The 26,273-nt window shown below is 75.3% G+C and carries 21 protein-coding genes and 1 pseudogene; 13 read left to right on the plus strand and 9 right to left on the minus strand.

Translation table 11 applies throughout. The annotated features are described in order from the left end of the window. Positions 1 to 89: 89 nt before the first annotated feature. Entirely contained in the window at positions 90 to 1,322 is a 1,233-nt protein-coding gene (locus ACZ434_RS22720; protein ID WP_468458599.1) for an AfsR/SARP family transcriptional regulator, read from the minus strand. 1,131 nt (positions 1,323 to 2,453) lie between these two features. On the opposite strand from ACZ434_RS22720, the gene ACZ434_RS22725 reads away from it, so the two are divergent. The 4 genes from ACZ434_RS22725 (at position 2,454) to ACZ434_RS22740 (ending at position 7,907) form a co-directional block, all read left to right on the plus strand. Continuing rightward, a complete protein-coding gene (locus ACZ434_RS22725; protein ID WP_468458601.1) occupies positions 2,454 to 3,305 on the plus strand; it encodes an MBL fold metallo-hydrolase in 852 nt (283 codons plus the stop codon). Positions 3,306 to 3,486: 181 nt separating this feature from the next. Beyond that, positions 3,487 to 5,553, plus strand: a complete 2,067-nt coding sequence (locus tag ACZ434_RS22730; RefSeq protein WP_468458603.1) for a SpoIIE family protein phosphatase — start codon at positions 3,487 to 3,489, stop codon at positions 5,551 to 5,553. 220 nt (positions 5,554 to 5,773) lie between these two features. Then, positions 5,774 to 7,156: a sigma-70 family RNA polymerase sigma factor gene (locus tag ACZ434_RS22735; RefSeq protein ID WP_468458605.1), complete on the plus strand. Its 1,383-nt coding sequence runs from the start codon at positions 5,774 to 5,776 to the stop codon at positions 7,154 to 7,156. Continuing rightward, positions 7,080 to 7,907: a ribonuclease BN gene (locus ACZ434_RS22740; RefSeq protein WP_468458607.1), complete on the plus strand. Its 828-nt coding sequence runs from the start codon at positions 7,080 to 7,082 to the stop codon at positions 7,905 to 7,907. Before ACZ434_RS22735 ends, ACZ434_RS22740 begins: the two co-directional genes overlap by 77 nt. A 5-nt stretch (positions 7,908 to 7,912) precedes the next feature. Here ACZ434_RS22740 and ACZ434_RS22745 read toward each other — a convergent pair whose 3' ends face one another. Continuing rightward, on the minus strand, positions 7,913 to 9,076 hold the full coding sequence (locus ACZ434_RS22745) for an MGDG synthase family glycosyltransferase (protein ID WP_468458707.1): 1,164 nt from the start codon (positions 9,074 to 9,076) through the stop codon (positions 7,913 to 7,915). Positions 9,077 to 9,255: 179 nt separating this feature from the next. Here ACZ434_RS22745 and ACZ434_RS22750 point away from each other — a divergent pair, with 179 nt between their 5' ends. The 5 genes from ACZ434_RS22750 (at position 9,256) to ACZ434_RS22770 (ending at position 13,597) form a co-directional block, all read left to right on the plus strand. Next, a complete protein-coding gene (locus tag ACZ434_RS22750) occupies positions 9,256 to 10,101 on the plus strand; it encodes an SDR family NAD(P)-dependent oxidoreductase (RefSeq protein WP_468458609.1) in 846 nt (281 codons plus the stop codon). A 13-nt stretch (positions 10,102 to 10,114) separates the two neighbouring features. Continuing rightward, positions 10,115 to 11,017: a DMT family transporter gene (locus tag ACZ434_RS22755; protein ID WP_468458611.1), complete on the plus strand. Its 903-nt coding sequence runs from the start codon at positions 10,115 to 10,117 to the stop codon at positions 11,015 to 11,017. 70 nt (positions 11,018 to 11,087) lie between these two features. After that, positions 11,088 to 11,819, plus strand: coding sequence for a polysaccharide deacetylase family protein (locus tag ACZ434_RS22760; protein WP_468458613.1), 732 nt, complete (start codon positions 11,088 to 11,090; stop codon positions 11,817 to 11,819). Positions 11,820 to 11,912: 93 nt separating this feature from the next. Then, positions 11,913 to 12,587 carry a HEAT repeat domain-containing protein gene (locus tag ACZ434_RS22765; RefSeq protein ID WP_468458616.1) on the plus strand — a complete coding sequence of 225 codons (675 nt, stop codon included), beginning with the start codon at positions 11,913 to 11,915 and terminating at the stop codon, positions 12,585 to 12,587. A 5-nt stretch (positions 12,588 to 12,592) separates the two neighbouring features. Then, positions 12,593 to 13,597, plus strand: a complete 1,005-nt coding sequence (locus ACZ434_RS22770) for a MerR family transcriptional regulator (protein WP_468458618.1) — start codon at positions 12,593 to 12,595, stop codon at positions 13,595 to 13,597. A 55-nt stretch (positions 13,598 to 13,652) separates the two neighbouring features. On the opposite strand, the gene ACZ434_RS22775 is transcribed toward ACZ434_RS22770, so the two are convergent. The 4 genes and pseudogenes from ACZ434_RS22775 to lnt all read right to left on the minus strand — a co-directional run bounded on the left by ACZ434_RS22775 (position 13,653) and on the right by lnt (position 16,943). Further along, positions 13,653 to 14,102, minus strand: a complete 450-nt coding sequence (locus tag ACZ434_RS22775) for an MmcQ/YjbR family DNA-binding protein (protein WP_468458620.1) — start codon at positions 14,100 to 14,102, stop codon at positions 13,653 to 13,655. A 169-nt stretch (positions 14,103 to 14,271) separates the two neighbouring features. After that, positions 14,272 to 14,682 (minus strand): annotated as a pseudogene (locus ACZ434_RS22780) (SDR family NAD(P)-dependent oxidoreductase); the annotation flags it as partial. Between the two features lie 54 nt (positions 14,683 to 14,736). After that, the gene (locus ACZ434_RS22785; protein ID WP_468458622.1) at positions 14,737 to 15,216 is read right to left on the minus strand and encodes an NUDIX hydrolase; all 480 of its coding nucleotides are present in this window, start codon (positions 15,214 to 15,216) and stop codon (positions 14,737 to 14,739) included. Between the two features lie 113 nt (positions 15,217 to 15,329). Then, positions 15,330 to 16,943 (minus strand): apolipoprotein N-acyltransferase, encoded by a 1,614-nt coding sequence (lnt, locus tag ACZ434_RS22790; protein ID WP_468458624.1) that lies wholly within the window; start codon positions 16,941 to 16,943, stop codon positions 15,330 to 15,332. Positions 16,944 to 17,222: 279 nt separating this feature from the next. Here lnt and ACZ434_RS22795 point away from each other — a divergent pair, with 279 nt between their 5' ends. Then, positions 17,223 to 18,212: an O-antigen ligase family protein gene (locus tag ACZ434_RS22795; RefSeq protein WP_468458709.1), complete on the plus strand. Its 990-nt coding sequence runs from the start codon at positions 17,223 to 17,225 to the stop codon at positions 18,210 to 18,212. A 533-nt stretch (positions 18,213 to 18,745) separates the two neighbouring features. Here the strand turns inward: ACZ434_RS22795 and ACZ434_RS22800 are convergent. Next, positions 18,746 to 19,291 carry a hypothetical protein gene (locus ACZ434_RS22800; protein WP_468458626.1) on the minus strand — a complete coding sequence of 182 codons (546 nt, stop codon included), beginning with the start codon at positions 19,289 to 19,291 and terminating at the stop codon, positions 18,746 to 18,748. Positions 19,292 to 19,341: 50 nt separating this feature from the next. Beyond that, entirely contained in the window at positions 19,342 to 20,136 is a 795-nt protein-coding gene (locus ACZ434_RS22805) for a glutamate racemase (RefSeq protein ID WP_468458711.1), read from the minus strand. Between the two features lie 39 nt (positions 20,137 to 20,175). Between ACZ434_RS22805 and ACZ434_RS22810 the strand changes: the two genes are divergently transcribed. Beyond that, entirely contained in the window at positions 20,176 to 21,369 is a 1,194-nt protein-coding gene (locus ACZ434_RS22810) for a glycosyltransferase (RefSeq protein WP_468458628.1), read from the plus strand. 7 nt (positions 21,370 to 21,376) lie between these two features. On the opposite strand, the gene ACZ434_RS22815 is transcribed toward ACZ434_RS22810, so the two are convergent. Continuing rightward, on the minus strand, positions 21,377 to 22,678 hold the full coding sequence (locus ACZ434_RS22815) for a TerD family protein (protein ID WP_468458630.1): 1,302 nt from the start codon (positions 22,676 to 22,678) through the stop codon (positions 21,377 to 21,379). Positions 22,679 to 22,987: 309 nt separating this feature from the next. On the opposite strand from ACZ434_RS22815, the gene ACZ434_RS22820 reads away from it, so the two are divergent. Next, positions 22,988 to 23,416 carry a DUF6643 family protein gene (locus ACZ434_RS22820; protein ID WP_468458632.1) on the plus strand — a complete coding sequence of 143 codons (429 nt, stop codon included), beginning with the start codon at positions 22,988 to 22,990 and terminating at the stop codon, positions 23,414 to 23,416. 412 nt (positions 23,417 to 23,828) lie between these two features. After that, complete coding sequence (locus tag ACZ434_RS22825) at positions 23,829 to 26,270, plus strand: right-handed parallel beta-helix repeat-containing protein (RefSeq protein WP_468458634.1); 2,442 nt, start codon at positions 23,829 to 23,831, stop codon at positions 26,268 to 26,270. Positions 26,271 to 26,273 lie beyond the last annotated feature (3 nt).

The following is a 26,273-nucleotide window of genomic DNA, read 5'->3' on the forward strand; positions in this document are numbered from 1 at the left end:
AGTGCGGTGGTCCGGCGGACGGTGTTCGGTCGTTTCCGCCGTGACGGATCGCACTCTGCGGCCCGGGGGTTGGCGCGAGGTTGGCGCGGTCAGTACCGCAGCGCCGTCGTGAGGCGTCCCATCGCGAGAGCGCGGCGGGTGTCGCCCGGGCCGAGCAGGCGCAGCGCGTGCTCGTGCACCTCCGCGTCGTACGGGGCCCGTTCGCCGTAGCGCAGGGCGTGTTCCGGGCGGACGCTCGCCAGCACCGCCTCGCGTACGGCGACTTCCAGGTGGGTGCGCCACTCCTCGATGCCGGGAGCCTCCGAACCGGGCAGCAGCGGGCCGCGGTACAGACCGAGCGCTGTCTCCACGTCCCCGTGCTCCAGCGCGCGCAGCACCTCGCGCGCGTCGCAGGTCACGGCGGCGGTCAGCGCGTAGCGGCGGGTGGCGACGCCGCCGTCGAGGGCGCGGCGGAGGTGGGAGATCTCCGCCTTGAACGTCGAGGCGGTGACCGGCCGTTCACCGTACAGCGCCTCGCGCAGCCGGTCGGGGGCGAAGCCCTCCTGCTCCAGCGCGAGCAGGGTGAGGATCTCCAGTTGCCGGGGCCGCAGTTGCAGGGCGACGCCGTCGCGGGAGGCCCGTCCGGTGCCGAGGCAGGTGAGGCGCACCGGTGCCGTGTCCTCCCGGCGGGGCGGCTCGGCGCGGAGCCGGGACTCGATGGTGGCGGCCAGGGAGCGCACGGTGGACATGGCCAGGGGGTTCGACCGGTCCCAGGTGGTGGACATGTCCAGCACGCCCAGGACGCGTCCGTCGGGACCGTGGACCGGAGCGCAGTAACACACCCAGCCGTGCAGGGCGGTGACCAGGTGCTCGGCCGAGAAGACGGAGCTGGGGCGGCCGGTGCGCAGGGCGAGGGACAGGGCGTTGGTGCCCATGGCGCCCTCGTCCCAGCGTCCGCCGGGGGCGAAGTTGACGCGTTCGGCGCGGCGGCGCATGGTCGGGCCGCCGCACGTCCACAGGATGGTTCCGGTCTGGTCGGTGACGGCCGTGACGAAACCCGCGTCGTCGGCGATGGCGCGGAGCTCGGCGGTGAGGCCGTCGACCGGCCGGCGCAGCGGCGAGCCGAGCCAGCGGTGGTGCACCGCTCCCCCGTCGGTGACGGGCGCGCTGTCCAGCGCCGGGTCCACGCTGCTGAGCGAGCGCAGCCAGGACTCGGTCACGTCCGGACGCGGCGCCCCCGCACCGGACGGCCTGGCGCCGGCGGTCCGCATCTGCGGCACCCAGCGCGACCACGCGCTCTCCAGCCTGGCCCTCCGCTGCCGCAGCTCGCTCCGCTGTGACATGTGCTCTTCCTGCCGTCGAACGGGAACAACCGACCATCACCCGCGAGGCCCGCACCGGCGCGCCTCGCGCGGTCCTCGGCCCGATGTCTGTGTTATCCGCCAGTCCGCCGTCAAAAGCAAGGCCGTGTGCGCATCGGCGCGCGGGGGTTTGTCCGTGCCCGGAAGGGGGCGGGGCAGGGCAACCGGCCCGCCCGGACGGGGCCCGTGAGCCGGGAGAGCGGAAACCCGGGCCGCCCTGACCCGACCCCCGTGGACCGGGGGCGGGGACGCCCGGGTCCGCCCTGACCCGGCCCCGTGGACCGGGGGCAGGGACGCCCGGGTCCGCCCGGACCTGGGCCGGTGGCCGGAGCCGTCGGGCGCTCGCGCCCGTACGCGTGTGCGGGTACAGCGGACGGCCGGTGTCCGTCCGCGCGGGCGGGGAGAGCGGATGCCCTGCCCGTGGGACGGGGCAGCGGGTTGGCATACCTGGCCCGGGCTCCGGATAGGCAGCCGGGTGCCGGCGAATACCGGGCCCGCCCGGCCCCGCCCGCCCCGGCCGACGACCGGACGCTACGGGCCGCAAACAAGAAAGCCCACGCATTCCCCGCCCACCAGACGCAACCGGGGACGGCAGGCACCAGAGCCCGCCCGAACCCGCCCGCGCCAGCCGACAACCAGAACCTACGGGCCGCAAACAAGAAAGCCCACGCATTCCCCGCCCACAGACGCAACCGGGGACGACAGGCACAAGAGCCCGCCCGAACCCGCCCGCGCCGACCGACGACGAGGCCGATGCCCTGGCCCGCGGGTCGCGGGTCGCGGCGTGCGGGTCGCGGCGTGCGGCAACAAAAGCCCACGCCTCGATCGAAGGCCGGATGAGCAGCCGGGCCGGGGGACGCCCGGGCCTGGCCGCGCCGGCCGGGGCCGGCGGGTATCCGCGTCCGCCCGGACCCGGCCGCGCCGCCGGGGACAGCCGGGGCCCGGGACCCGAGCCGGGAGCGGCGGAGGCCCGCGCCTGGGCCGCGTCCCGGATGTATGGCCGGGGGGCGGCGGGTACTCGTGGGTGGTCCGGGGCGGCGTACGCGGGAGGCCGTACGGCCCGTTGCCGTCCGGGCGGCGACGGGCGCCGGCCCGTGCCGGAGGGAGAACGCCATGCACACACCGCCCGAAGGCAGCGCCGAGATCCTCTTCATCGGCAACGCCACCCTGCTGATCCGTTACGGAGACCTGACACTCCTGACGGACCCGAACTTCCTCCACCGCGGGCAGGTCGCCCACCTCGGCTACGGACTCGTCTCGCGCCGGCTGTCCGAGCCCGCCCTCGACGTCACCGACCTCCCCCACGCGGACCTGGACGCGGTGGTGCTGTCCCATCTGCACGGCGACCACTTCGACCGGGTCGCCCGGCGCGGCCTGGACCGGGGCCTGCCCTTCGTCACGACCCCGCACGCCTCCCGCTTCCTCCAGGGGCTGTACGGGTTCCACCGCGCGGTGGGCCTGCGCACCTGGCAGAGCCACACCCTGCTGCGCGGCGATTCCCTGGTGCGCGTCACGTCGCTGCCCGGACGCCACGCCCCGGGAGCCGCGCGCGCCCTGCTGCCGCCGGTGATGGGGAGCCTGCTGGAGTTCGGTGACCGCTCCGGCGAGATCCGCCTGATCCTGTACATCAGCGGGGACACGCTGATGTACGACGGTCTGCGCGAGATCGCCCGCCGCTGCCCCGACATCCACCTGGCGGTGCTGCACCTCGGCGGGACCACGCTGCCCGGCGGCATGGTGGTCACCATGGACGCCGAACAGGGCGCCGACCTCGTCGACCTGATCCGGCCGCGCCGTGTGCTGCCCGTCCACTACGACGACTACGCGGTGTTCCGCTCACCGCTCTCCGACTTCCTCACCGAGATCGGCCGCCGCGGGTACGACGCGCGGGTCCTGCGGTGTGCCCGGGGCGAGCGGGTGACGGTGGGCGCCGAAGCCGTGGCCCCCGGACCGCCGGCCCGGTAGCGAGGTCGCGCTGGGAACGGCGGCCTCACCGCTGCCTGGATGCCTTCACGGCACGTTGGGCGTAGTGTCCGCATATGCGTGGTGTGCGGTGTGACGGGTGCGACGCGGTCCGGGGACGGCGACGCACGCACGATACGGCCGCGGGGATGTCCGTGCCCCCGCGCACGCGGGTGGGGGCCTGATGGACGCCGCGCTGGCTGCCGTGGTGCGGGAGAGCGGCGCGTCCGGCGCGCTGCTGTACGTGCTGCCGCCGGGCGACGACGCCCTGTGGCTGACCACGGTGGCCGGGGCTCCGCACGAACTCGCGGCCCCCTGGCAGCGCGTCGCGCTGACGGATCCGGTGCCGGTGGCGGACGCCGTGCGCGAGCGGCGCCTGGTGTGGATCGGCGACCAGGAGGAGATGGCGCGCCGCTACCCGCGTCCGGCGCTCGTCCTGCCGTACGACTTCGCCCTCGCCGCCGCTCCGATCGCCTCGGACACCGGGGTCCGGGGCGGGCTGGTGCTGCTGTGGCCCGGCGACCGTTCGACCCGGTTGAGCCGGGGTGAGCGGGAGACGATCGAGTCGGGCTGCCACCGCCTGGACGGCCTCCTGCGGCAGTCCGCGGAGCGCGGCGAGCCACCGCGGCCCGCGCCCCGGCCGCGGACCCTGCCCCTCCCGCGCGGCCGCACCGCCCCGCCCGACGAGGCCGCCGCGGCCACCGCCTTCGTCGACCGGCTGCCCGGTGGGTCCTGCGCGCTGGACATGCACGGCCGCGTCACGTTCGTCACCCCCGCCGCCGCCGACCTCCTCGGTGTCGGCCGGGACGACCTGCTGGGGGCACTGCCCTGGGAGGCGCTGCCGTGGATGGACGTCCCCCAGGTGGAGGACCGCTACCGCGCCGCGATGGTCAGCCGCCGGCCGCAGGACTTCACCGTCCTGCGCCCGCCGCGGACGTGGCTGGCCTTCGAGCTGTACCCGGACCACTCCGGCCTCAGCGTCCGCATCACACCGGCCGAGCCGTCCGAGGACGTTCCGGCGGCGCCTTCCGTGCCGGCCGCCGGCCCCAGCCGCGCCACCATGCTCTACCACCTGATGCAGCTGGCCGCCACCCTGACCGAGGCCGTCGGCGTGCAGGACGTGGTCGACCAGACCGCGGACCGGCTGCTGCCCGCTCTCGGCGCGCAGGGCCTGGTGCTGATGACCGCCGAGGACGGCCGCCTGAGGATCCTCGGTCACCGCGGCTACAGCCGCGAACTCATGAACCGCTTCGACGCCGTCCGCCTGAGCGCGGACATCCCCGCCGTGCGGGTCCAGACCACCGGTCTCCCGGGCTTCTACACCACGTTCGACGAACTCCGGCGCGAGTTCCCGTCCACCACGCACGAGGACGGGATGGCCGCCTGGGCGATCCTGCCGCTGATCGCCTCCGGCCGGCCGAGAGGCTCGCTGCTCCTCGCCTACCGCCGGCCGCATCACTTCCCGCCCGGGGAACGCGCGGTACTCACCTCGATCGCGGGCCTGGTGGGACAGGCCCTGGACCGCGCCCGCCTCTACGACGCCAAGCACAACCTGGCCCACCGGCTGCAGTCCGCCCTGCTGCCGCACACCCTGCCGCGCGTCCCGGGCCTGAAGGTCGCCGCACGCTACCTCCCGGCCGCCCGGGGCCTGGGCATCGGCGGCGACTTCTACGACCTCATCCACCTCGACGAGCACACCGCCGGCGCCACCATCGGCGATGTGCAGGGCCACAACGTGGACGCGGCGGCCCTCATGGGACAGGTCCGCACCGCGGTGCACGCCCACGCCACGGCGGGCTCCACCCCCGACCAGGTCCTCGCCGGCACCAACCGGCTGCTCAACGACCTCGAGCCGGACCTGTTCACCAGCTGCGTCTACGTCCACCTCGACCTCGCCGGCCGACGCGCCTGCGTGGCCACCGCCGGCCATCCGCCGCCGCTGCTGCGCCATGCCGACGGCCGCACCGAACTCCTCCGGGTCTCCCCCGGCCTCCTCCTCGGGATCGAGCCGGAATCCCGCTACCCGACCAGGGACCTCCCCCTGCCGCCCGGCTGTGTGCTGGTCCTCTACACCGACGGACTCGTCGAGGCCCCCGGAGTGGACCTCGACGACGCCACCGCGGCCCTCGCCGGGCTCATCGAAGGCGCGGACCCCACCGACCTCGACGCCATGGCCGACATGCTCGTCCGCCACGCTCCCAGCCCCGGCGACGACATCGCCCTGCTCCTCATCAGCCTCGACGGACGATGAGGGGGGACGGCGGACACGTACCGGCCCGGGAGCGCAACCGGCCGGCACCCGGCGTCACCCGCCGGACGGACAGGGTTCCCGCACGCGGCTCAAGCCGCGTTTCGGCGTCCGGCCGAAGGGTGAATCCGAGACCGACGCGGACACCACGGCCCCCTGGTGACGGGGCGGCCGCCCGTGCCCGCACGCCGTCCCCCAGCAGGACCGAGACCCCCTGAGGCCCATGTCCAGCGCACCAGCCGCCGACGAGATCCGGACGTACGAGGCCTCCGCGCCCGAACCGTCCCCGGATCAGCTCGACGCGCTGCTGCGCGAGTTCTCGCGGCAGCCCCCGGGACCACGGCGGGCCGCCCTCCGCGACCACGTCATCCGTCTGCTGCTGCCGATGGCGCGGCGTGTCACCCGCCGCTTCCAGCGTCACGGCGAGGAGTTCGACGACCTGGTGCAGGTGGCCTCCCTGGGACTGATCAAGGCCGTCGACGGCTACGACCCGACGCTGGGCCACGCCTTCCTGTCGTACGCGCTTCCCAAGGTCACCGGTGAGCTCCGGCGGCACCTGCGCGACCGTACGGCCGTGGTACGGCTGCCCCGGCCGCTCCAGGAGGCGAGCGGCCGGATCTTCCGGGCCGTCGAGGAGCTCGAGCAGCGGTGCGGCGGCCGCCCGCCGACCGCCGAGCAGATCGCCGAGCACACCGGGCTGGCGCGGGACCGCGTACGGTCCGCGCTGCGGGCGGTGCACGAGTGCCGTGCGCGTTCCCTCGACGAGCCGGCCCGGCGGGACCAGCGGGACGCGTCCGCCCGGGCGGAGGGCGCCGAGGACCCCGCGCTGGGCCGGGTCGTCGACACCGTGTCCCTGACCGCGCTCGTGAGGCAGCTGCCGGAACGCGACCGCCGCGTGCTCTACCTGCGCTTCTACCGGGAGTGCACCCAGCAGCAGATCGCACGCGCCGTCGGCGTCTCGCAGATGCAGGTGTCGCGCATTCTGCGGCGCTGCCTCGACCGGCTGCGTGAGGCGCTCGAGGCGAGCGACCGGGGCGAACCGTGCCGCCCGGGAGGCGGCGCGGAGCTGCGGCGAGCCGTCACCGGGCGGTGGGGCGTCCCGTGTGCGGCCGGTGCCCCTGGCGAGCCGACGCGTCCCCCGGATTCCGCCGTTCCGGCCCGCCCGACGCCCCCTGCCGCGGCTCACGCGCGGTTGCCCGGCGCCGTTCCGCCCGCCGCGGCCGGGGCGGTGCGCCGGTCGGGGCACGGCGGCGGGCACCCGGTCCGGCGCGCACCCGCCGGACCGCGCGGGCTTCCCACGCCCGGCGCACGACGGCACGTTCCGTCCGGCTCCCGCTGCCACGCTCCGTCCGGCAGGCGGTGGCGGCCGGGCTGCCGGGCCGCCGCCACCTGCGGCGAGCGTCCCCGCCGCTGCGCGCGGCCCCCGCCCGCCCGCGCGCACAGGAACGGAACACCTTCCCCGCCCGGGCCCGTCCCGTCCGCCCCGGGTGGCACAGACGCGGGTACGCGAGCCGACGAAGGAGCGCACCGTGAGGCATCACCTGCGCGCGCTCCGGCGCGGATGGCACTGGCTGGGCGCCCAGACCCTGGTACGGCGCGGCCGTGACCTCGAACTGATGCACAGGGCCATGGGGTTCGCCACGCTGGCGCTGGTCACGCTGGCGCCGCTGCTCATCGTGATCGCCGCCGCCGATCCGCTCGGCCGGGGCGGCTTCGCGGCCTGGCTGGCGGACGGCATGGGGCTGTCCGGCCGGTCCGCGCGTGTCCTCGCGGACATCATCAGCCCGCCGCGCGAGGTGGTCGGCACCACCAGTCTGTGGGGTGTGCTGGCGCTCGCCGCGTTCGGCATCCCGTTCGGGGGCAGCGTGCAGATCGGCTACGAACGGACCTGGAGTGTGCCTCCCGGCCCCTGGCACCGGATCTGGCGCCAGGCGACCTGGCTGTGCGTCCTGACCGCGTACCTCTACCAGGAGGGCCTGACCCGCGACTCCATGCACGGGCCGGAACGGATCACGCTCTCGCTGGTGACCGGCGTGCTGTTCTTCTGGTGGGGACAGCACTTCCTGCTGGGCGGCCAGGTGCGCTGGTGGCACCTGCTGCCGGGCGCGCTCGCCACCATGGCGGGGCTGATCGGCCTGCGGGGCTTCTCCTACTTCGTCTTCACACCGCTGATCGTCGACAACGCGATCAGCTACGGCACCGTCGGCGTCGTCCTCATCGTCGAGTCCTGGCTGATCGGCGTGGGGTTCGTCATCTTCGGCGGTGCCATGTTCGGCCGCTGGCTCCTGGACCACCACGGGCACCGGTTCACCGAGGACCTGCCCCCGCCGACCGGGGCGCACCCGCCGGGCGGCTGAGGCGCTCAACCGGGCCGGCCGTGTTCCCGGGCCGTCGCGGCCGGCCGGGCGGGCGAGGTCGCGGCGAGCGCGGTCACCAGGGACAGCGCGTCCCCCCGGAAAAGTTCCCGCCCCCGGGCGATCCGGCGCTCCCGGCAGGCGCCGTCCGCCGACAGCCGCCGCAGCGCCCGCAGCAGTCCGGCGGCGTCCGTGACGGCCTCCGAGACGCCGAGCGCCGCCATCCTGCGAACGCCCTCCGCGCCGTGACCGGGCAGCGGACGGTAGCCCACCACGGGCGTCCCGGAGGCCAGTGCCTGTACGGCGGTCTGGCCCGCGGCGTTGTCGACCAGGACCCGGGCCGCCCTCAGCAGGCCGGGCATGTCCGTGACCCAGTCCGGTACGAGCACGCCCGGCAGCCCGGCCAGACGGGCCCGCAGACGGTCGTTGCGGCCGCACAGCACGACCGGGAGGAAACCGGCGCCGGCGAGCAGCCGGGCGGTGGCGTCCAGCTCCGAGGCGGCTCCCCAGGCGCCGGCGGACAGCACCACGGGCGGACGTCCGGGGGTGTGCTCCTCGAAGCGCCGCCGCCACCGGGCGGCTCCGGCGGCCGGTGCGGAGAAGGCGGGTGCCACCACCGGTCCGGTCGCCTCGACGGGCACCGGGATGCCGCGGCGCACGTCCCGGGCGGCGTCGCCGGTGAGACAGAGGTACAGGTCGTTGCCGGGGTGGAGCCACTGCCGGTGGACGGCGAAGTCGGTCATGAAGACGGCGCTCGGGGGCCGCAGCCGCCCCCGGGCCCTGAGGTGACCGGTCAGCTGGGCGGCCAGGTGGAAGACGGGCACCACCACGTCGGCGCCGGTGTGCTCCGCGAGCCCCGTCAGGCGCCGGCCGGCCAGCCGGGCCAGGGGGAGGCCGCTCGGGCGGTGCCGCGGGCCGGGGCGCAGCAGCGCGCGGTACAGGGCCGCGTACACCCAGGGGAAGTGCCGTACGCACGACTGGTAGAAGAGACGCAGCCCGGCGCCGATGCCGGGCGGGAGCAGCCGCAGCAGGTCCACGGTCTGCGCGTCGTGGCCCTGCTCCCGGGCGCGGCGGGCCAGTTCGGCGGCGACCGTGTCGTGACCGGCGCCCATGCTCGCGCTGACGATCAGCAGTCGCAGCCTGCCGTCCGCCGGGGCGTACCGGCGGGGCACCGAGGACGGTGAGTGCACGGGGTGGCGGGTCTCCCTGCGCCGGGCCGGTGAAACACTCCGGGCCGCGTTTCGGCCGGAGGGTCCCGGGATACTCCCGTCTGTCCCGCCCCGCCGAACGCCGGGAGCCGCCGTGGACGGCGGTCTCCCGGGTGTTCCTCCTCGCACCCGAGGTGCAGTCCATGTCTCACGCTTCCCGTGCCGGCGCCGCCGACGTGTCGTTCCCGCGAGCGTCCGCCGGGCCGGCCGACGCGGTGCCGGGGTTCCCGGCCGACGGCGCCGGGCGCACGCGCGCCGCGCTCGTGACCGGCGCCTCCTCGGGCATCGGCGCCGCCGTGGCCCGGCGGTTCTCCGCGCAGGGGTGGCGTCTCGTCCTGAGCGGGCGGGACGCCGAGCGCCTGCGCCGGGTGGCGGAGGCGGCCCCGGCGGAGGTCTTCCCGGCGGATCTGACCCGGCCGGGCGCCGAACGGGAGCTGACCCGGTTCGCCGTCGGGCACACCCGCCGGCTGGACCTGCTGGTGGCCGGCGCCGGGGTCGGCTGGGCCGGGGACTTCACCGCGATGCCCCCGCCGGCCCTCGACGAGGTCGTCGAGGTCGACCTCCTGGCGACGCTGCGGCTGGTCCGGCAGGTGGTGCCGCACATGGTGGAGGCCGGGTCCGGGCGCGTGGTGCTGATCGGATCGCTGGCGGGGACGGTGGCCGTGCGGGGCGAGGCCGTGTACTCGGCGGCCAAGGCGGGTCTGGCCGCCTTCGCCGACGCGCTGCGGTACGAGCTGCGCGGCAGCGGCGTCGCGGTGAGCCTCGTGGTGCCGGGAGTGGTGGACACGCCGTTCTTCGACCGGCGGGGCGCCCCGTACCGGCGATCGTGGCCGAGGCCCGTGCCGCCTGAGCGGGTCGCCGGCGCGGTGTGGAGCGCCGTCTCCCGGGGGCGGGACGAGGTCTACGTTCCCGGCTGGCTGCGGGTGCCCGCCCGGGTGCGGGGCGCGGCGCCGGGTCTGTACCGGCGGCTCGCCGCCGTGTTCGGCTGAGCGGCGGGCGACGGTGCTCGTCGTCGTCCTGGCCCTGCTGGCGGCGCTGTCCAACGCCGCGGCCTCGGTCCTGCAGCGGCGGGCCGCGGCGGACGAACCGGAGGGCGGCGCCGGGGTGCGCCAGGCCGTCCGCTGGCTCGGGCATGTGCTGCGCAGGCCGTACTGGGTGGCGGGGGCCGGCATGCTCGCGCTGTCCACCGTGCTGCAGGCGGCCGCGCTGAGCGTGGGCAGTCTCGCGCTGGTCCAGCCGCTCATGGCGACCGAGCTGCTGTTCACGCTGGTCGTCGGCAGCATGGTCTTCCACCGCCGCCCGGACCGCCGGACCTGGCTGGCGTTCGTCGCGTTGGCGGCGGGGCTGGCGGCGTTCCTGACGTCGGCCGCTCCGACCGCCGGCCGGGACACCGCATCCGCGGGGCAGTGGCTGGTGGCCTCGGGAACGGTCCTGGGCGGTGTGGTGGCGCTGGTGGTGACGGCCCGCACGGTGCGGGGCGCGTCGCGCGCGGCGCTGCTGGGGCTGGCGTCCGCGGTGTCGTTCGCCCTGACGGCGGCGCTGCTCAAGGAGGTGACCGGCAGGGTTCCGGACGGGCCGGCGGCGGTGCTGGGCACGTGGCCCCTGTACGCCACGGCCGTCGCCGGGGGCGTCGCCTTCCTGCTGCTCCAGAGCGCCTTCCGGGCCGGGACGCTGGCCGCCTCCCAGCCCGCCCTGACCCTCGGGGACGCCCTGACGAGCGTCGCCCTGGGGTGGGGGCTGTTCGGGGAGCAGATCACGCTGGGGGTGCGGGTGGTGCCGGCGCTGGTCGGGGTGGTGCTCATGGGCGCGGGGACCGCCGGGCTGGCCCGTGCGCCGTCGGTCGCCGGAGACTGGGACACGGCGGCGCGGCGTCCCGGCGCCGGCCCGGCCCGGCAGGGGCCATGAGCGACACTCGGGATACGGGTGTCCGCGTCGTACTCACCGGGCGGACACCACCGGAGAGGAGGCCGAGGCGATGGCTGCGTCCTTCCGGCGCACGGCAGCCGTGCTGACTCCGGCCGCCGCCGTCGCGGCGGCGCACATCGGGCCCGCCGCGACCTGGCTGCCCGTGGTGCGCCGCGGCTTCCCGCGTCTGGCCGGCGTCGGGGACCCCGCCCATGTGGCCCTCACCTTCGACGACGGTCCCGACCCCGGGTCGACCCCGCTGTTCCTCGACGCCCTGGAGGAACTCGGGGTCCGCGCGACGTTCTTCGTCCTGGGCGACGGCGTCGTACGGCATCCCGCCGTGGTGCGCGAGACCGTCCGCCGCGGGCACGAGGTGGCCGTGCACGGCTGGAGCCACGACCGCCCCTGGTTCCCCGCCCCGGCGGGCGACGCCCGTGCGCTGCTGCGGGCGGCCGGCGCGGTACGGGACCTGACGGGCCGGAGCCCCCGCTGGTACCGCCCGCCCTACGGCATCCTCACCTCGGGGCGCTGGGCGGCGGCCCGTACGGCGGGCCTGCGGCCGGTGCTGTGGACCGCCTGGGGCCGGGACTGGACGCCCGGCGCCACCCCGGCCTCGGTACGCGCCGCCGTCGCCTCCGGACTCCGCGGCGGCGGCACCGTCCTCCTGCACGACACGGACCGGATGTCGGCCCCGGAGTGCTGGCGGGCCGCGCTGGGCGCCCTGCCGGGCATCGTGCACCGGTGCCGGGAGGCGGGCCTGTCGGTCGGCCCGCTCGCGGACCACGGCGTGCCACAGCGCTGAGCCCGGCGGCCGCGCGGGGCCGGCCGGACCCTGCCGGCGGTTGACCTTGACACGGTGACAAGGTCTTCACTGCGGTCAGGGAGGTGGTTCCCGATGACCACGAGCATGCGGGAAGAGGATCCGGACACGACGCGGGTCCTCCGGGCGCTGGAGAGTGCCGGCCCGTCGGCGCGGCTGCGGGCGGCGCTGGCGGTGGGTGCGGCCCCGGACCCCCGGTACGTCGACGGCCTCGTCGAGCGGTGCGCGACCGAGCCCGACTTCCACGTGCGCGACATGCTCACCTGGGCGCTCACCCGCCACGCGTCGTCCGTGACGGTCCCCAGGCTGGTCCGTGAACTCGGTTCGGAGCGCGCGCAGGCACGGAGCCAGGCACTGCACACGCTGTCCAAGATCGGGGACCGGCGGGCGTGGCCCGCCATCACCCGTACGCTGCTGACCGACGCCGACGACGAGGTGGCACGCACCGCCTGGCGGGCCGCGGTCGTTCTCGTGCCCGAGGACGAGGAAGCCGCGCTGGCCGGGATCCTCGCGACCCAGCTCGGGCGCGGCGGCCGTGAGACCCGGCTGAGCCTCAGCCGGGCGCTGACGGCGCTCGGCGAGGTGATCGTGCCGGTGCTGCACACCGCGATGACGGGCTCCGTCCCGCGGGTGCGCTCGCACGCGGTCGCCACGGAACGGCTGTTGCGCGACCCGGACGCCGGATTCGAGTTCGCGGTCGAGGAGGCGAAGCGCATCGTGGCCCTCGGCCCGGGCGGCGGGAAGGAGTGACGGCGGTGCTGATCGGTGAGGTGGCGCGGCGGTCGGGGGTCAGTGCCCGCATGCTCCGGCACTACGAGGCGCTCGGCCTGGTGCGCCCGACGGGCCGTACCGGGTCCGGCTACCGTGCGTACTCGGGCGAGGACATCCGCAGGATCTTCCACATCGAGAGCCTGCGGTCGCTGGGGCTGTCGCTGCGTGAGGTCGGGCGGGCGCTGGACGATCCCGGTTTCGAGCCCGCGCAGCTGGTCGACGACCTCGCCCGCCGGACGCGTGAACGCATCGCCCGTGAGACGGAGCTGCTCACGCGGCTGCGCCGGATCGGTGCGGCCGATCCCGCCGACTGGGAGGACGTGCTGCGGACCGTCGCACTGCTTCAGGCCCTGGGGTCGGACAGCGCGGGGAAGCGCCAGCGGGCGGCGCTGTCCTCGGCCACCGGCGCCCCGATACCGGTGGAAGCCCTGGTCGAAGCCGCTCTGAGCGAGACGGACCCGAATGTCGCCGGGGCTCTCCGCTGGGCACTGGCGCGCTCGGAGGACGGCGGACTGGCCCTGCTGGCGGAGGGCCTCGCCTCACCACGGGCCGAGGTGCGCACGCGTGCCGTCCGGGCCGTCGCCGAGCTGCCCGGCGCGGAGACGACCGCGCTGCTGCGCGACGCCCTCACCGACTCCGACGTCGCGGTCCGCAGATGTGCGGCGCTCGCCCTGGGGAGCCGCGAGGTGGCTGCCGCGATTCCGACGCTCGTCGACATGGTCGTCGAGGAGGCGAACGACGTCGACGCGGCCGACGCGCTGAGCGTGCTGGCGCGTGATCCCGAGGCGGCCGGCCGGATCACCGCCGATCTCGTCGGCCGCCTCACTGGCGCCCCGCGCGGTTCGTCCGCACGCCGCCGCCTGGCACAGGCCCTCGCGGACATCCCGGGCCCCGCGGCGTCGCACGCCCTCGCGGAGCTGTCCTGCGACGAGGACCGCTCCGTGGCGCTCACCGCGGGCTACGTCCTGGAGCTGCGGCGCACACGGTGACGGCCCGGGTCGCGGGAGCCCGGGTCGGGAGCCCGGAGAGGGGACGGCCGGCGGCTCAGGCGGGCGGTTCGGCCGGCCCGGCGGGGCCGCCCCGCCCGTCCAGGCGCGCCACCCGACGGACGCCGGCGACCTGGCGGTAGGAGGCGTCGAGGAGTTCGGCCACCTCCTGCCAGTCCACGTCGTCGGGCGCCGTCGTGCCGCCGGCGGCCAGGTCGATGCCGATCCAGCCCGAGGGGGCGAGGTAGGCGGGTGCGAAGAAGCGGGCGTCCTCGGCCAGGGCCGCGCGGTCGGCCTCGTCCGGCAGGACGATCAGGGCCCGGTCGTAGTGGACCCGGGCATCGGCGGCACCCTTGGTCGAACCGCCGTACCAGGCGAAGTACTTACCGGCCCGGAAACCCGGCCGGCCGTGCGCGATCCGCTCCTCCGCGTCCGGGAACGCCAGGACCACCCGGCGCAGCCGCACCAGGTACGGGTCGTCGTCCTCGAACATCAGGGGATGGGGCATGGCACCGGCACCGCTCTCGCCGCTCTCGCCGCTCTCGACGTCTGCTCGACACGGCCACTGTAGACCTCTGCACCACCGCCCTCCCTCGCCCAGCATGGGGTGTGCCGACACAGACCCGTCCCCACCGCACACGAGGAAGTGGCGCACATGGCCTCCGGAACCACCGCTCCTGCCCGTACATAGGGGGCAGTGCGCCCCGGATGAGCCGGAAGGGGGCCTCCAGCATCACGGTGAGCACCGTGTGGAAGACGCCGGGCGGGAACTCCTCGATGGGGCGACGCGCTGCAGTCCGGCGTTGTTGACGAGGACGTCGGTGCCGGCCGCGGCGAGTTCGGCGCGTCCAGGCCGGTGAGGTCCAGGGCGTGCGGTTCCACGGTGCCCGGGAGGCCGCGGGCCGTCTCGGCGAGTGCCTCCAGTCCCGCGCCGTCCCGGTCGACGGCTCTGACCTTGGCCCCGGCGGCCGCGAGCCGCAGGACACAGGTGCGGCCGATACCGCCGGCGGCACCGGTGACAAGGGCGGTACGGCCACCGAGGTCGAGCGGATCGGCGTGGAGGGCCGGAACGGCGGGGGCGCGGTCATGGAACGACCCTGGGCAGCGGCCCGGGGTCGACCCATGTGGTTACGCCCTGCAGTTCAGTAGCTTCCAGTGGGGTCGAACCATGTGGGTGTCTCGGACATGGCCTGTTTGATCCGGAAGCGTGCGAACTCGTGCAGCTCCGGCAGCGCGTCCACGGCGAACCAGCCGACGTCCAGCGACTCGTCGTCGTTGACCCGCGCCTCGCCCCCGACGGCACGGCAGCGGAAGGTGATGTCCATGTACTGGCAGACGTCGCCGTTGCCGTACGTCACCGGGTCCAGCGCCTGCACCAGCAGCACCCGCTCGGCGACGCAGCGCACCGCGGTCTCCTCCTCGACCTCCCGCACGGCGCAGGCCGCGGGCTGCTCCCCCGGGTCGGGGATGCCGCCGATCACCGACCACTTGCGCGTGTCCGACCTGCGGTTCAGCAGCACCCGGCCCTCGTCGTCGAAGACGAGCGCGGTGACTCCCGGGAGCCACAGCAGTTGATGACCGGCGGAGGCGCGCAGTGTGCGGATGAAGTCAGGAGTAGCCATGGGCCGACCCTAACCGGCGCCGCGCGGCTCTCCCCGGCACGTCGGGGACCGCTCCGGCGCGTCGCCGGCCCCGGTCGCCGACGGGTCGGAACGGCGTCCCCCGCACCACGTGCCTAAGCGTTCCCGGCGCGTCGTGCGCGTACCCCGGTGGCGGCGGCCCAGCCCAGGCCGCCCGCGGCGACGAGCACGAGGGCGATCTCCGGCAGGACGCCGAGACGGGTGGCCGGGGTCCGGGAGGAGCGCAGCGGCACCTCCTGCACCAGCGAGTCGGCGACGAACATGCCGGTCTTCTGCGTGATCTCCCCGTCGGGCATGATGATCGCGCTGACCCCGCTGGTCACCGGCACGGTGACGGCGCGGCTGTGCTCCACGGCACGGACCCGGGACATCGCGAGCTGCTGGTGGGTCATCTCGCTGCGGCCGAAGGTCGCGTTGTTGCTGGGCACCGAGATCAGCTGGGCGCCGGCGGTGACCGTGTCGCGCACCGCCCAGTCGAAGGCGGCCTCGTAGCAGGTGACCAGGCCGACCCCGGCGCCGTTCATCCGGAACACCCCGGGTTCGTCGCCCCGGCTGAAGTCCTGGCGGACCATCGAGGTCCAGTCCTCGTTGATCGCTCCGACGAGCGAGCGCAGCGGGAGGTACTCGCCGAACGGCTGGATCTGCCGTTTGTCGTAGGTGTCGACGGGGCCCTTCGCCGGGTCCCAGAGGATCTGCTCGTTGAGCAGCTCGCCGTCCCGGGAGACCACGCCGCCGACCGAGACGGGGGCGCCGATGGCCTTGGCCGCCCGGTCGATGACGTCGCGCGCGTCGTCGTTGACGAAGGGGTCGATGTCGGAGGAGTTCTCCGGCCACAGCACGATGTCGGGCTGCTCGGCCTTCCCCGCCGCGACGTCGGCGGCCAGGCGCTCCGTCTCCCGCGCGTGGTAGTCGAGGACGGCGCGCCGCTGGGAGTTGAAGTCCAGACCCAGCCGGGGCACGTTGCCCTGGATGACGGCCACGGTCACGGTGCCGGTCTCGGCCCTGTCACCGACCAGCGCCCTGGACGCGAGCGCGGCGGCCACGGGGACCACGACGCTCAGCACACCGACGACCGCCGCGGCCCGGTGCAGGGTGCCCGCGCGGCGGGCCCGCACGGCGAGCCGGACGACCTCGTACAGGCCGAAGCCGCACAGGACGACCGCGAAGCCGAGCACCGGGGTGCCGCCGAGCGCGGCGAGCGGCAGGAAGACGCCGTCCGCCTGGCCGAACGCGACCTTCCCCCAGGGGAAGCCGCTGAACGGCACGCGCGCGCGGGCCGCCTCCCCGGCGATCCACAGCGCCGCCGCCCACACCGGCCATCCCGGCAGCTTCGACACCGCGGCGACACCGGCACCGACCAGCGCGACGAAGACGGCCTCGATCACGGCCAGGGCGATCCACGGTCCGGGGCCGACCTCCACACCGGTCCACACCAGCAGCGGCAGCAGGAAGCCGAGGCCGAAGAGGTAGCCGAGGCCGAGTGCCGCCTTCCAGCTCCGGCCGCGCAGGACCCAGCCGAAGACGGCGAAGGCGGGCAGCGCCAGCCACCACAGGGTGCGCGGCGGGAAACTGACGTAGAGGAGCAGGCCCGAGAGCGCGGCTGCGGCGGCCGGGAGGAGACGACGCACGAGGCGAGCGCCCCGCGCGGGCGGTGCGGTCTGCGGGGGCATCGGGTCCGACTCGCCGACGGAGGTTGCGGTGACGGTCACTCCGGGAGTCTACGGCGCGTGCCGCGCGGGTCGCGGGCCCCGCTGGGTGCGCGAGGCTGTGCAGCATCGTTTCCGCGCGACTTGTCACCACACATCCCCAAACCGGCCACCAGCGGTTACGGTGTGCCGGTGCCCTGATCGTGCGGCCGGCGCCGGCGGCCGGGGCCCGTCACAGGTCGGGGGCGACGCGGTGCGGGGTGCGGGGTGGAGTCCACGGGAATGGCTGCCGCCGGTCCGGATGCGGACGGCGAAAGACCGATCGGGCCGGACGCGGCGGGGATGGTCCTGCTGGGGGTCTGCGCCGCCTGGCCGCTGATCACGGCGGCGACCCGGGGCGGCCGCCCCGAGGGGATGCTGCTCGCGGTGCTGGCCGTGGCCGCCGGCTGTGCGGCGGGCCGGATCGGCGGGGCGCTCCTGCCGGTGGCCGCTCCCTGCGCGGGTGCCCTGGCCGGCATCGGCCTGACGGTGGCGGTGCCGCAGCTGACGCCCGGGCCGCAGATCGCCGCTCCGCTGGGGCACGCCGGCGCGACCACCGCCATGGTGACCCTGTCGGTGGGCGCCGCGTGCTGCGCGGCATGGGCGGCCGGCACGCCGGCGGTGCGGTTCGCGATGCGTCTGCTGGCCGTGGGTGTCGTGGTGGCCGCGGCGGTGCTCGGCTCGGTCGCCGGATGTGTGGCGGGTTCGGTGGTGCTGCTGTGTTCCCTCGCCGTGGGGCGCGTACGGCGCCGGGGTCCCGCCCTCATGGGGCTGGGCGTGGCCGCCGCCGGGGTGACCGGACTGACCTGGGCGGTGGGCGGGGGCGCCTTGCCGGAGGGACTGGCCGCGACTCTGGAGGGCAGGCTGACCCCGCGCCGGGTGGGCTTGTGGCGGGACGCGGTCGACATGGTCCGGGAGCACGCGGTGCTGGGCGTGGGCCCGGGTCGCTTCGGGGAGGTCAGCACCGCATCGGGCCGGTCGCCGCTGTCCGACGGCAAGCCGCACTCCGCGCCGCTCCAGCTGGCGGCCGAGCAGGGCGTCGTCGGGGTGGCGCTGCCGGCGCTGGCCTTCGGCTGGCTGCTCTACGCCCTGTGGCGCAGTCCGCGTGCCACGCCGGTGGTGCTGACGGCGGGCGCGGCGCTGACGGTGCTCGCCGCGATCGCCTCGGTGGGCAACGCGCTGAGCTTCACGGCGGTGACCGTGGGCGGCGGCCTGCTGGCGGGCCTGGCGACCTCTCGCCCCCTCACGGACGACACGGGCCCCCCTCCGCGCGGAGACCGCCCCGCCCCATGACCCGGGTGTTCCATCCACCGCCCACCGCAGCACCCTTCGGCCCACCGCCGAACCGGGCGGGACCTCGCCGCGCGGCGCGCCGTCGCCCATGGGGTCACCCGCCGGCCTTGGCCACGCTCCCCCGCAGTCACCGGACCGACAAGCCTTCCGAAGGATCGCCCGCCTGACGCACCCGCCAACCGGAAGCTCCCCAGGCCGCGCTCCTCCCACGGCCACCGCCACCCGGACCGGCAAGCCCTCCGGTCTGTCGCCTCGCGGTCACCGGGCCGGCGAACCCCGCAGGACGGTCGCCCGGGGAGTGGTCCTTCGCCACGGCGAAGCACGGGGACCGTGGCCCGTACGGGCCGCGGCCGACCGGTGCCCGCCCGAGGTGCCCTTCCGGCGGCCGGCTCGGGCGGCACCGGGCCACCTCGTCGGTCCGCACACACGTGGGCCGCCCCTTCGAGCCCCCAGCTCACGAGCAACCGCAGTGCCCCGGGACCGGGAAGGGGGTGGCGGGGGCGGGGAAGCAATCACGCCCCCAGCCCCACGGCTCAGTGCTTCGCGCCCGGCCTACGCGGGCGGAGGCGGTCGCGGATGACGGTCACCGCCGCCTCCGCGTCGTCCACGGTCACCGTGAACGTGTGCCCGTCCCACATTTGAAGAACGACGCCCTCACCCCGGCGCACGACGACGGCCGTGCCCTTCTCCGGCCGCCAGCGGTACCCCCAGCCGCCCCAGTGCCGCGGGGTGACGTGGGGGGCGAACTCCGCCCCGGCGACCTGCGACAGCGGGATCCGGCGGCGCGGCAGGCCCATGTGCCCGCAGCGCACCTCCAGGTGGTCCTCGTCGACCCGCAGCGCGACATGCACGAAGGCGAGGGTGCCGAAGAGAACGAGCAGCCCCGCCGCGATGCAGCCGACGACGGCCATGGCCAGCGGCGCGGCACCGCTCGTCCACGCGGAGTCGACGGCCAGCGCGATGCCGAGCGCCATGCACGCGGCGCCGATCAGCGCCAGCAGCCACTGGAAGCGACCGGTGGCCCGACCGGTCCAGACCTCGGTGTGCGGGGCGTGATCGCCGCGGCGCGGGTCCCTCATACGTTTGAGGTTACTCAGGATTCGCTGAGCGGCTACCTCGTAGCACAGCGTTACTGCGCCGTCCGGGCGGGAGCGAGCGGCTGGAGCAGCCTTCCTTCGGCGTAGTCGAGGGCCGGTGCGGGCAGCGTGCCCTCGCGCCCGCTGAGCAGCACCGTCAGCGTGCCGCTCCCCGGCGCCCCGGGGGCGGGCTGCGCGCCGAGGCGGCGCAGGGCCTGGGCGGCCACCGCCCCGGCGGAGCCGTGCAGCGCGAGCGGTGGACGGCCGGGGCGCTGTACGGCGGCACGGATGCGCTCGGCGACGAGTTCGTAGTGGGTGCAGCCCAGGACGACGGTCGTCACATCGTCCGGGGTGAGGTCGGCCGCCGCGGCGACCGCGGCGTCGATCGCCGTCTCGTCCGCCCGCTCCACGGCCTCGGCCAGTCCCCAGCAGGGCACCTCGGTGACGGCCACGCCCCCGGCGAAGTCCTCGATGAGGTCGTGCTGGTAGGTGCTGCCGGTGGTGGCCGGTGTGGCCCAGATCGCCAGCGGCCCGCCGCCCGCCGCGGCCGGTTTGATCGCCGGGACGGTGCCGATGACCGGCAGTCCGGGTTCGAGGCGGGCGCGCAGGGCGGTGAGGGCGTGCACCGTGGCGGTGTTGCAGCCGACGATCAGCGCGTCGGGGCGGTGGGCGGCCGCCGCGACGGCGACGGCGACCGCGCGCTCGGTCAGGTCCTGCGGAGTCCTCGGTCCCCACGGCATGCCCTCGGGGTCGAGGGAGAGCACGAGATCGGCGTCGGGACGGAGACGCCGTACCGCGGCGGTGGCCGCCAGCAGTCCGATTCCGGAGTCCATGAGCGCGATCTTCACCCGGCCACGATAGACGATGAGCCGCTCCGGGGCCGTGCCGTGGGGCAGACTGCGCACGTGAGCGCCCTTGTGTGGAGTGCCGCCGGATCCCTCGCCGCCTGGTTGTGGCTGCTGCTCTGCCAGGGCGGGTTCTGGCGTACGGACGTCCGGCTGCCGCCGCTGCGGGATCCGGACGCATGGCCGGACGTGTGTGTCGTCGTACCCGCGCGGGACGAGGCGGCGGTGCTGCCCGCGAGTCTGCCGTCGGTGCTCGCCCAGGACTATCCGGGCCGGGCCGAGGTGTTCCTCGTCGACGACGGCAGCGCCGACGGCACCGGGGAGCTCGCGCGCGACCTCGCGCGGCGGCACGGCGGGCTGCCGCTCACGGTGGGCACCCCGGGCGAGCCGCCCGCCGGCTGGACCGGCAAGCTCTGGGCGCTGCGGCACGGCATCGCGCTGGCCGGCGCGCGTGACCCCGAGTACCTGCTGCTGACGGACGCCGACATCGCGCACGCCCCGGACAGTCTGCGCCGGCTGGTGGCGGCCGCCCGCACCGGCGGCTGGGACGTGGTGTCGCAGATGGCCCGGCTGCGGGTGGAGAGCCGCTGGGAGCGTCTGGTCGTGCCGGCCTTCGTCTACTTCTTCGCGCAGCTGTACCCGTTCCGCCGGATCGGCAAGGACGGGACGCGGACGGCCGCGGCGGCCGGCGGCTGTGTGCTGCTGCGTGCCGATGCCGCCGCGCGGGCGCGGATCCCCGACGCCATCCGCCACGCCGTCATCGACGACGTCTCGCTCGCCCGCGCGGTGAAGCGGAGCGGCGGACGTGTCTGGCTGGGACTGGCGGACGGGGTGGACAGCGTGCGTCCGTATCCGCGGCTGGGCGACCTGTGGCGCATGGTGTCGCGCAGCGCGTACGCGCAGTTGCGGCACAGCCCGGCGCTGCTGGCCGGTACGGTCGCCGGGCTGGCGCTGGTGTACCTGGTGCCGCCCGTCGCGGTGGCCGTGGGCGCGGTGACGGGGAGCGCGCTCGCCGCGGTGCCGGGTGCGGCGGCCTGGCTGGTGATGTCGGGGACGTACGTCCCGATGCTGCGCCACTACCGGCAGCCGTGGTGGCTCGCTCCCCTGCTGCCGCTCACCGCGTCGCTGTACCTGCTGATGACGGTGGACTCGGCGGTGCGGCACCACCGGGGGCGCGGTGCGGCCTGGAAGGGCCGCACCTACTCCCGGCCACGGGCCGTGCCCGACGAGGGCTGACCGGCCGTCATTTGCGGCCCGGGGTCCAGTTCATGCCCCAGCCGTAGGCGTGGTCGACGGTGCGCTGGGGGCTCACTCCGCGCTCCGGGACGAGGTAGCGGGCCTCGCGCTGGACGACGAGTTCGCCGCCGCCGGTGTTGGTGATCAGGGCGAGCGCGCAGACCGTCGAGGGGACGGTGCACTCGTCGAGGGAGAAGTCGATCGCCGCCCCGTGCTGCGGCTGGAGGGTGACCGTGGCGTGCAGGTCCGCGAAGGAACGGGCGCCCTCGTAGATGGTGACGAAGACGAGGATGCGCCGGAAGTGGTGCTTGTGGTCGAGGTTGACGGTGAGGTTCTCACCGCTCGACACGGCGCCGGTGCGGTCGTCGCCGTCCAGGTGGATGAACGGGGGCTGGTGCAGGGCCCCGAACGCGTTGCCGAGGGCCTGGACGACGCCCTTCCTGCCGTCGGTGAGTTCGAACAGGGCGCACAGGTCGAGGTCGAGGTCGGAGTGCATGGCGACCGGGCGGCCCAGCTTTCCCGCCCAGCCGGAGAACTGTTTGCGCACCTCCCAGTTGAGGTTCACCTGGAGGGCGCCGGAGGTGCCGCCCTGTTTGGTCAGCGAGACCGAGGGGGCGGACTTGGTGAGCGTGACCTTCGTCAGCCTGACCGGCTCGGGCGACGCGGCCGGCGGAGGCGGGGCGGCCGGGGGCGGCGGCATGGTGACGGGGGGCGCGGTGACCGGCGGGGCGGTCACCGGGGCCGCGACGGACGGCGCCGTGGCCGCAGGGGCGGGCGGGGCGGTGTGCTGGGGTTCGTCCACGGTGATGCCGTAGTCGGTGGCGAGGCCCTCGAGTCCGCTGCTGTAGCCCTGGCCGACGGCGCGGAACTTCCAGGCGCCCTGGCGCCGGTAGAACTCGCCGAGCACGAACGCCGTCTCCGTGGTCGCGCCCGCGCTGTCGAAGCGCGCGGCCGATGTGCCGCTCGCGGCGTCCTTGACCTCGATGTACAGATCCGGGACCCGGCCGAACGGGCCGCCGTCGGACGAGGCGGCCAGGATCACCGTCTCGATGCCGGGCTCCACGCGCGCGAGGTCGACGAGCAGCGTGTCGGTGGTCCGGCCGCCGGTGTCCCGCTTGCCCTCGTGCCGGACGGCGCCGGAGGAATGGGCGGGCTGGTTGTAGAAGACGAAGTCGCTGTCGGAGCGGACCTTACCGCCGGCCAGCAGGAGCGCCGAGGCGTCCGCGTCGGGGACGCCCGGGCCCGAGCGCCAGCCCACTTCCACCCGCAGTGCCGTGGTCGGCACCGGTGTGTTCGATCCCTTCGGCATTGACATGTCCGCCCCCATCACGGGTCGCCCGCGCCAGGTCAGGTCCCGGCATCCGTCGTTCTTCGTCCGCACAACCTATTCTTCCGGACCGGGAACGCCCACGGGGATCGTGCCGGAACACAGGGGTGGGACACAGGGGTCAACCCCCGGTAACCGGCCCGGAACTCGGTCTTTACACGAAATCCGCTCAGCGGATTGACCGTTTTCCCCAACTTCGCTCGCATTAGTGATGCCAGGTCACGGCGGGCGCAGAAAACAACCCTCTTACCGGTCTCCCCAAAAGCACATCGTGGGCTTAACTTATGTGCCATGACCTCCCCCCGCTCCACTTATGGCGGCGGTTACTACTCCGCCTCCTTCCCGGACACCCCGATCTACGACTCGCTCGTGGCCGAGCGGGGCACCCCGCAGATCGCCCCGATCCGGGTCCCCGCCGCGTACGAGGCGCCGGTCAGCCATCTGCCCGCGCTTCCCTCGGCGTTGCCCGCCCTCCCGGCGGCCCCGTCCCAGCCCGCCTACGGCTATCCGCAGGCGCCGCAGCCCGCGCCGCTCCAGCAGGCGCATACGGCCTACATCCCGCAGCAGGCCACCGCGCCGCGCGGCTACCCCGGCCCCCAGCCGCAGCCGCCGCGTCCGGCCCCGCCCGCCGGCTACGAGGCGATGCGCCCCGCGGCGCCCCGCCCGGCCCCCGCGCCGTACCACGATCCGTACAACCAGCAGCAGTACCGCGGGTACTGAGCCGTCCCCGGGGCTGTCGGTGCCGTCCGGCACCACGGCCCCCTGGGGAAGGCGCGTCCGCAGTCGATCCGCATCCACCCGGTCAGGGCCTTCCGGAGGCTGCCGCTCCGGGAGGTCGTAGTGGAGTTCCGGGGACCGGCCGGGGGCCGGCACCGGATGCCGATCGACGACAGGGGAAAGGTCGCCGCCCCGCGGCGCACCCACGCCTCGCACCGGCCGCCGCCGGGCTTCCGCCCGGCGGCGTCGTGCTGTCCGCGCCCGCCACGGCACCGTGAGGACGGGCCGAACGGCGTTCCCGCTCCGGTCAACCCCGTGCCCGCGCGCACGCTACGGTGGTCCCGGCCGAACCGATCGGCGAGAACACGGGCGGGAACGAGCCATCAGTACGACAGGGTGGGGGCACAGCTCAGCCATGGCACAGGGCACGGTCCAGGTGACGCACACCGGCACATCGAGGTGGCGCCGCCGCACGGGTGAGTACGCATCGCTCGCCGCCGCCCTGGAGGCCGCGGCCGAAGGCGACGTCCTCACCGTCGCTCCCGGTACCTACCGGGAGAACCTCGTCGTCCTGCGGGCGGTGACGCTGCGCGGCCCGGAGGGCTCACCCGGCTCGGTGCGCATCGCGCCGGTGGACGGCGTCCCGCTGACCGTGCGCTCCTCGGCGGTCATACGGGACCTGCACGTGGAGGGCCAGGACGCCACCGCCCCGGCCGTGCTCGTCGAGGAGGGGACCCCGGAGCTGCGGGACGTCCGGGTCGTCACCCGCTCCGCGGCCGGCATCGAGGTGCGCGGCGGCGCCCGGCCCACCGTGCGGCGCTGCACGGTCGACAATCCCGCGGGGGTCGGCATCGCCGTACTGGACGGCGGGGGCGGGGTGTTCGAGGAGTGCGAGGTGGTGTCCGCCGGGCAGGCGGGGGTCGCCGTGCGCGGCGGCGCCCACCCGCGGCTGGAGCGCTGCCGGGTGCACCACGCCGCGGGCTCGGGACTGACCGCGACCGGGGAGAACTCGGCGCTGGAGGCGGTGGGTTGCGAGGTCTACGAGGTGCGGGGCAGCGGCGTCCAGGTGACCGGCCGCGCCACCGCGCACCTCACCGACTGCGATGTGCACCGTACGACGGGGGACGGCGTCACCCTGGACACGGACGCGGTACTGACGCTGGCCGACTGCCGGATCCACGACATCCCGGAGAACGCGGTCGACCTGCGGTCCCGCTCGGTGCTCACCCTGACCCGCACCAGCGTGCGGCAGTTCGGCCGCAACGGTCTGTCGGTGTGGGACCCGGGCACGCGCGTGGACGCCAACCAGTGCGAGATCTTCGACAGCACCGGCGACTACCCGGCGGTGTGGGTGAGCGACGGCGCCACGGCCGTACTGGACTCCTGCCGGGTGCACGACGTGCCCGACGCGCTGTTCGTCCTCGACCGCGGCTCCCGCGCGGACGTCGTCGACAGCGATCTGTCGCAGGTGCGCAACACGGCCGTGTCGGTGAGCGACGGCGCCACCGCACAGCTCGACGACTGCCGGATCCGGGAGGCGGCGACCGGCGCCTGGTTCCGCGACCACGGCAGCGGCGGCACCCTCAGCAATTGCACCCTGGACGGCACCCAGACCGGAGTGATCGTCACCAAGGGCGCCGACCCCACCGTCGAACGCTGCACGGTCGGCTCGCCCGCCGAGGCGGGTGTCTACGTCTCGGCCGGTGGCCGCGGCACCTTCGTGAACTGCCGGGTCACGGGCAGTGGCGGCTACGGCTTCCATGTGATCGACGGCAGCCGTACGACGCTGCGCAAGTGCCGTACGGAGCGCTGCGCGCGCGGCGGTTACGAGTTCGCCGAGGGCGCGGACACGGCGTCCGGCTCGGGCGGCCCGGTCGTCGAGGACTGCACGAGCGACGAGAGCGGCAGCCTGCGGGCGCCCGCGGCGCCGGAGCCGGCCGTGCAGACGACGGGCCGTTCCACCACCGGGCTGCTGGGCGCCGTTCCCGTCGCCCGGGCCCCCGAGCCGGCACCGCCCGCGCCCGCCTCCGTGCCGGAGCCGGAGAGCCGCACCTCCAAGGCCGTGCTCGGTGAACTCGACGCGCTGGTGGGCCTGGAGAGCGTCAAGCGCGAGGTGCGGGCCCTCACCGACATGATCGAGGTGGGCCGGCGCCGGCAGCAGGCGGGGCTGAAGGCGGCGTCGGTCAAGCGGCACCTGGTGTTCACCGGCTCCCCCGGCACCGGCAAGACCACCGTCGCCCGCCTGTACGGCGAGATCCTCGCCTCGCTCGGGGTGCTGGAGCAGGGGCATCTGGTCGAGGTGTCCCGGGTGGACCTGGTCGGCGAGCACATCGGTTCCACGGCGATCCGCACCCAGGAGGCGTTCGAGAGGGCGCGCGGCGGTGTGCTGTTCATCGACGAGGCGTACGCGCTCTCCCCCCAGGACGCCGGGCGCGACTTCGGCAAGGAGGCCATCGACACCCTGGTGAAGCTGATGGAGGACCAGCGGGACGCGGTGGTGGTGATCGTCGCCGGGTACACGGCCGAGATGGAGCGGTTCCTGTCGGTCAACCCGGGTGTGGCGTCCCGTTTCTCGCGGACCATCACCTTCGGCGACTACGCGCCCGGGGAGCTGCTGCGCATCGTGCGGCAGCAGGCCGAGGAGCACGAGTACCGGCTGGCGCCGGGCGCCGACGAGGCCCTGCTGGCGTACTTCACGGAGATTCCCAGAGGACCGGCGTTCGGCAACGGGCGCACCGCGCGGCAGACCTTCGAGGCGATGGTCGAGCGGCACGCGAGCCGTGTCGCCCAGCTCGACGAGCCGACCACCGACGACCTGTCCCTGCTGTACGCCGAGGACCTGCCCCCGCTTCCCTGAGCG

The organism is Streptomyces sp. NPDC030893 (assembly GCF_055571535.1).

Bases quoted from the DNA above. Each gene is read 5' to 3' on its own strand.
- ACZ434_RS22760 (WP_468458613.1), top strand. From the start codon at position 11,088: ATGGCTGCGTCCTTCCGGCGCACGGCAGCCGTGCTGACTCCGGCCGCC.
- ACZ434_RS22720 (WP_468458599.1), bottom strand. From the start codon at position 1,322: ATGTCACAGCGGAGCGAGCTGCGGCAGCGGAGGGCCAGGCTGGAGAGC.
- ACZ434_RS22795 (WP_468458709.1), top strand. From the start codon at position 17,223: ATGGTCCTGCTGGGGGTCTGCGCCGCCTGGCCGCTGATCACGGCGGCG.
- ACZ434_RS22785 (WP_468458622.1), bottom strand. From the start codon at position 15,216: ATGGCTACTCCTGACTTCATCCGCACACTGCGCGCCTCCGCCGGTCAT.
- ACZ434_RS22775 (WP_468458620.1), bottom strand. From the start codon at position 14,102: ATGCCCCATCCCCTGATGTTCGAGGACGACGACCCGTACCTGGTGCGG.
- ACZ434_RS22800 (WP_468458626.1), bottom strand. From the start codon at position 19,291: ATGAGGGACCCGCGCCGCGGCGATCACGCCCCGCACACCGAGGTCTGG.
- ACZ434_RS22820 (WP_468458632.1), top strand. From the start codon at position 22,988: ATGACCTCCCCCCGCTCCACTTATGGCGGCGGTTACTACTCCGCCTCC.
- ACZ434_RS22825 (WP_468458634.1), top strand. From the start codon at position 23,829: ATGGCACAGGGCACGGTCCAGGTGACGCACACCGGCACATCGAGGTGG.
- ACZ434_RS22735 (WP_468458605.1), top strand. From the start codon at position 5,774: ATGTCCAGCGCACCAGCCGCCGACGAGATCCGGACGTACGAGGCCTCC.
- ACZ434_RS22750 (WP_468458609.1), top strand. From the start codon at position 9,256: ATGTCTCACGCTTCCCGTGCCGGCGCCGCCGACGTGTCGTTCCCGCGA.
- ACZ434_RS22815 (WP_468458630.1), bottom strand. From the start codon at position 22,678: ATGCCGAAGGGATCGAACACACCGGTGCCGACCACGGCACTGCGGGTG.
- ACZ434_RS22725 (WP_468458601.1), top strand. From the start codon at position 2,454: ATGCACACACCGCCCGAAGGCAGCGCCGAGATCCTCTTCATCGGCAAC.
- ACZ434_RS22730 (WP_468458603.1), top strand. From the start codon at position 3,487: ATGGACGCCGCGCTGGCTGCCGTGGTGCGGGAGAGCGGCGCGTCCGGC.
- ACZ434_RS22765 (WP_468458616.1), top strand. From the start codon at position 11,913: ATGACCACGAGCATGCGGGAAGAGGATCCGGACACGACGCGGGTCCTC.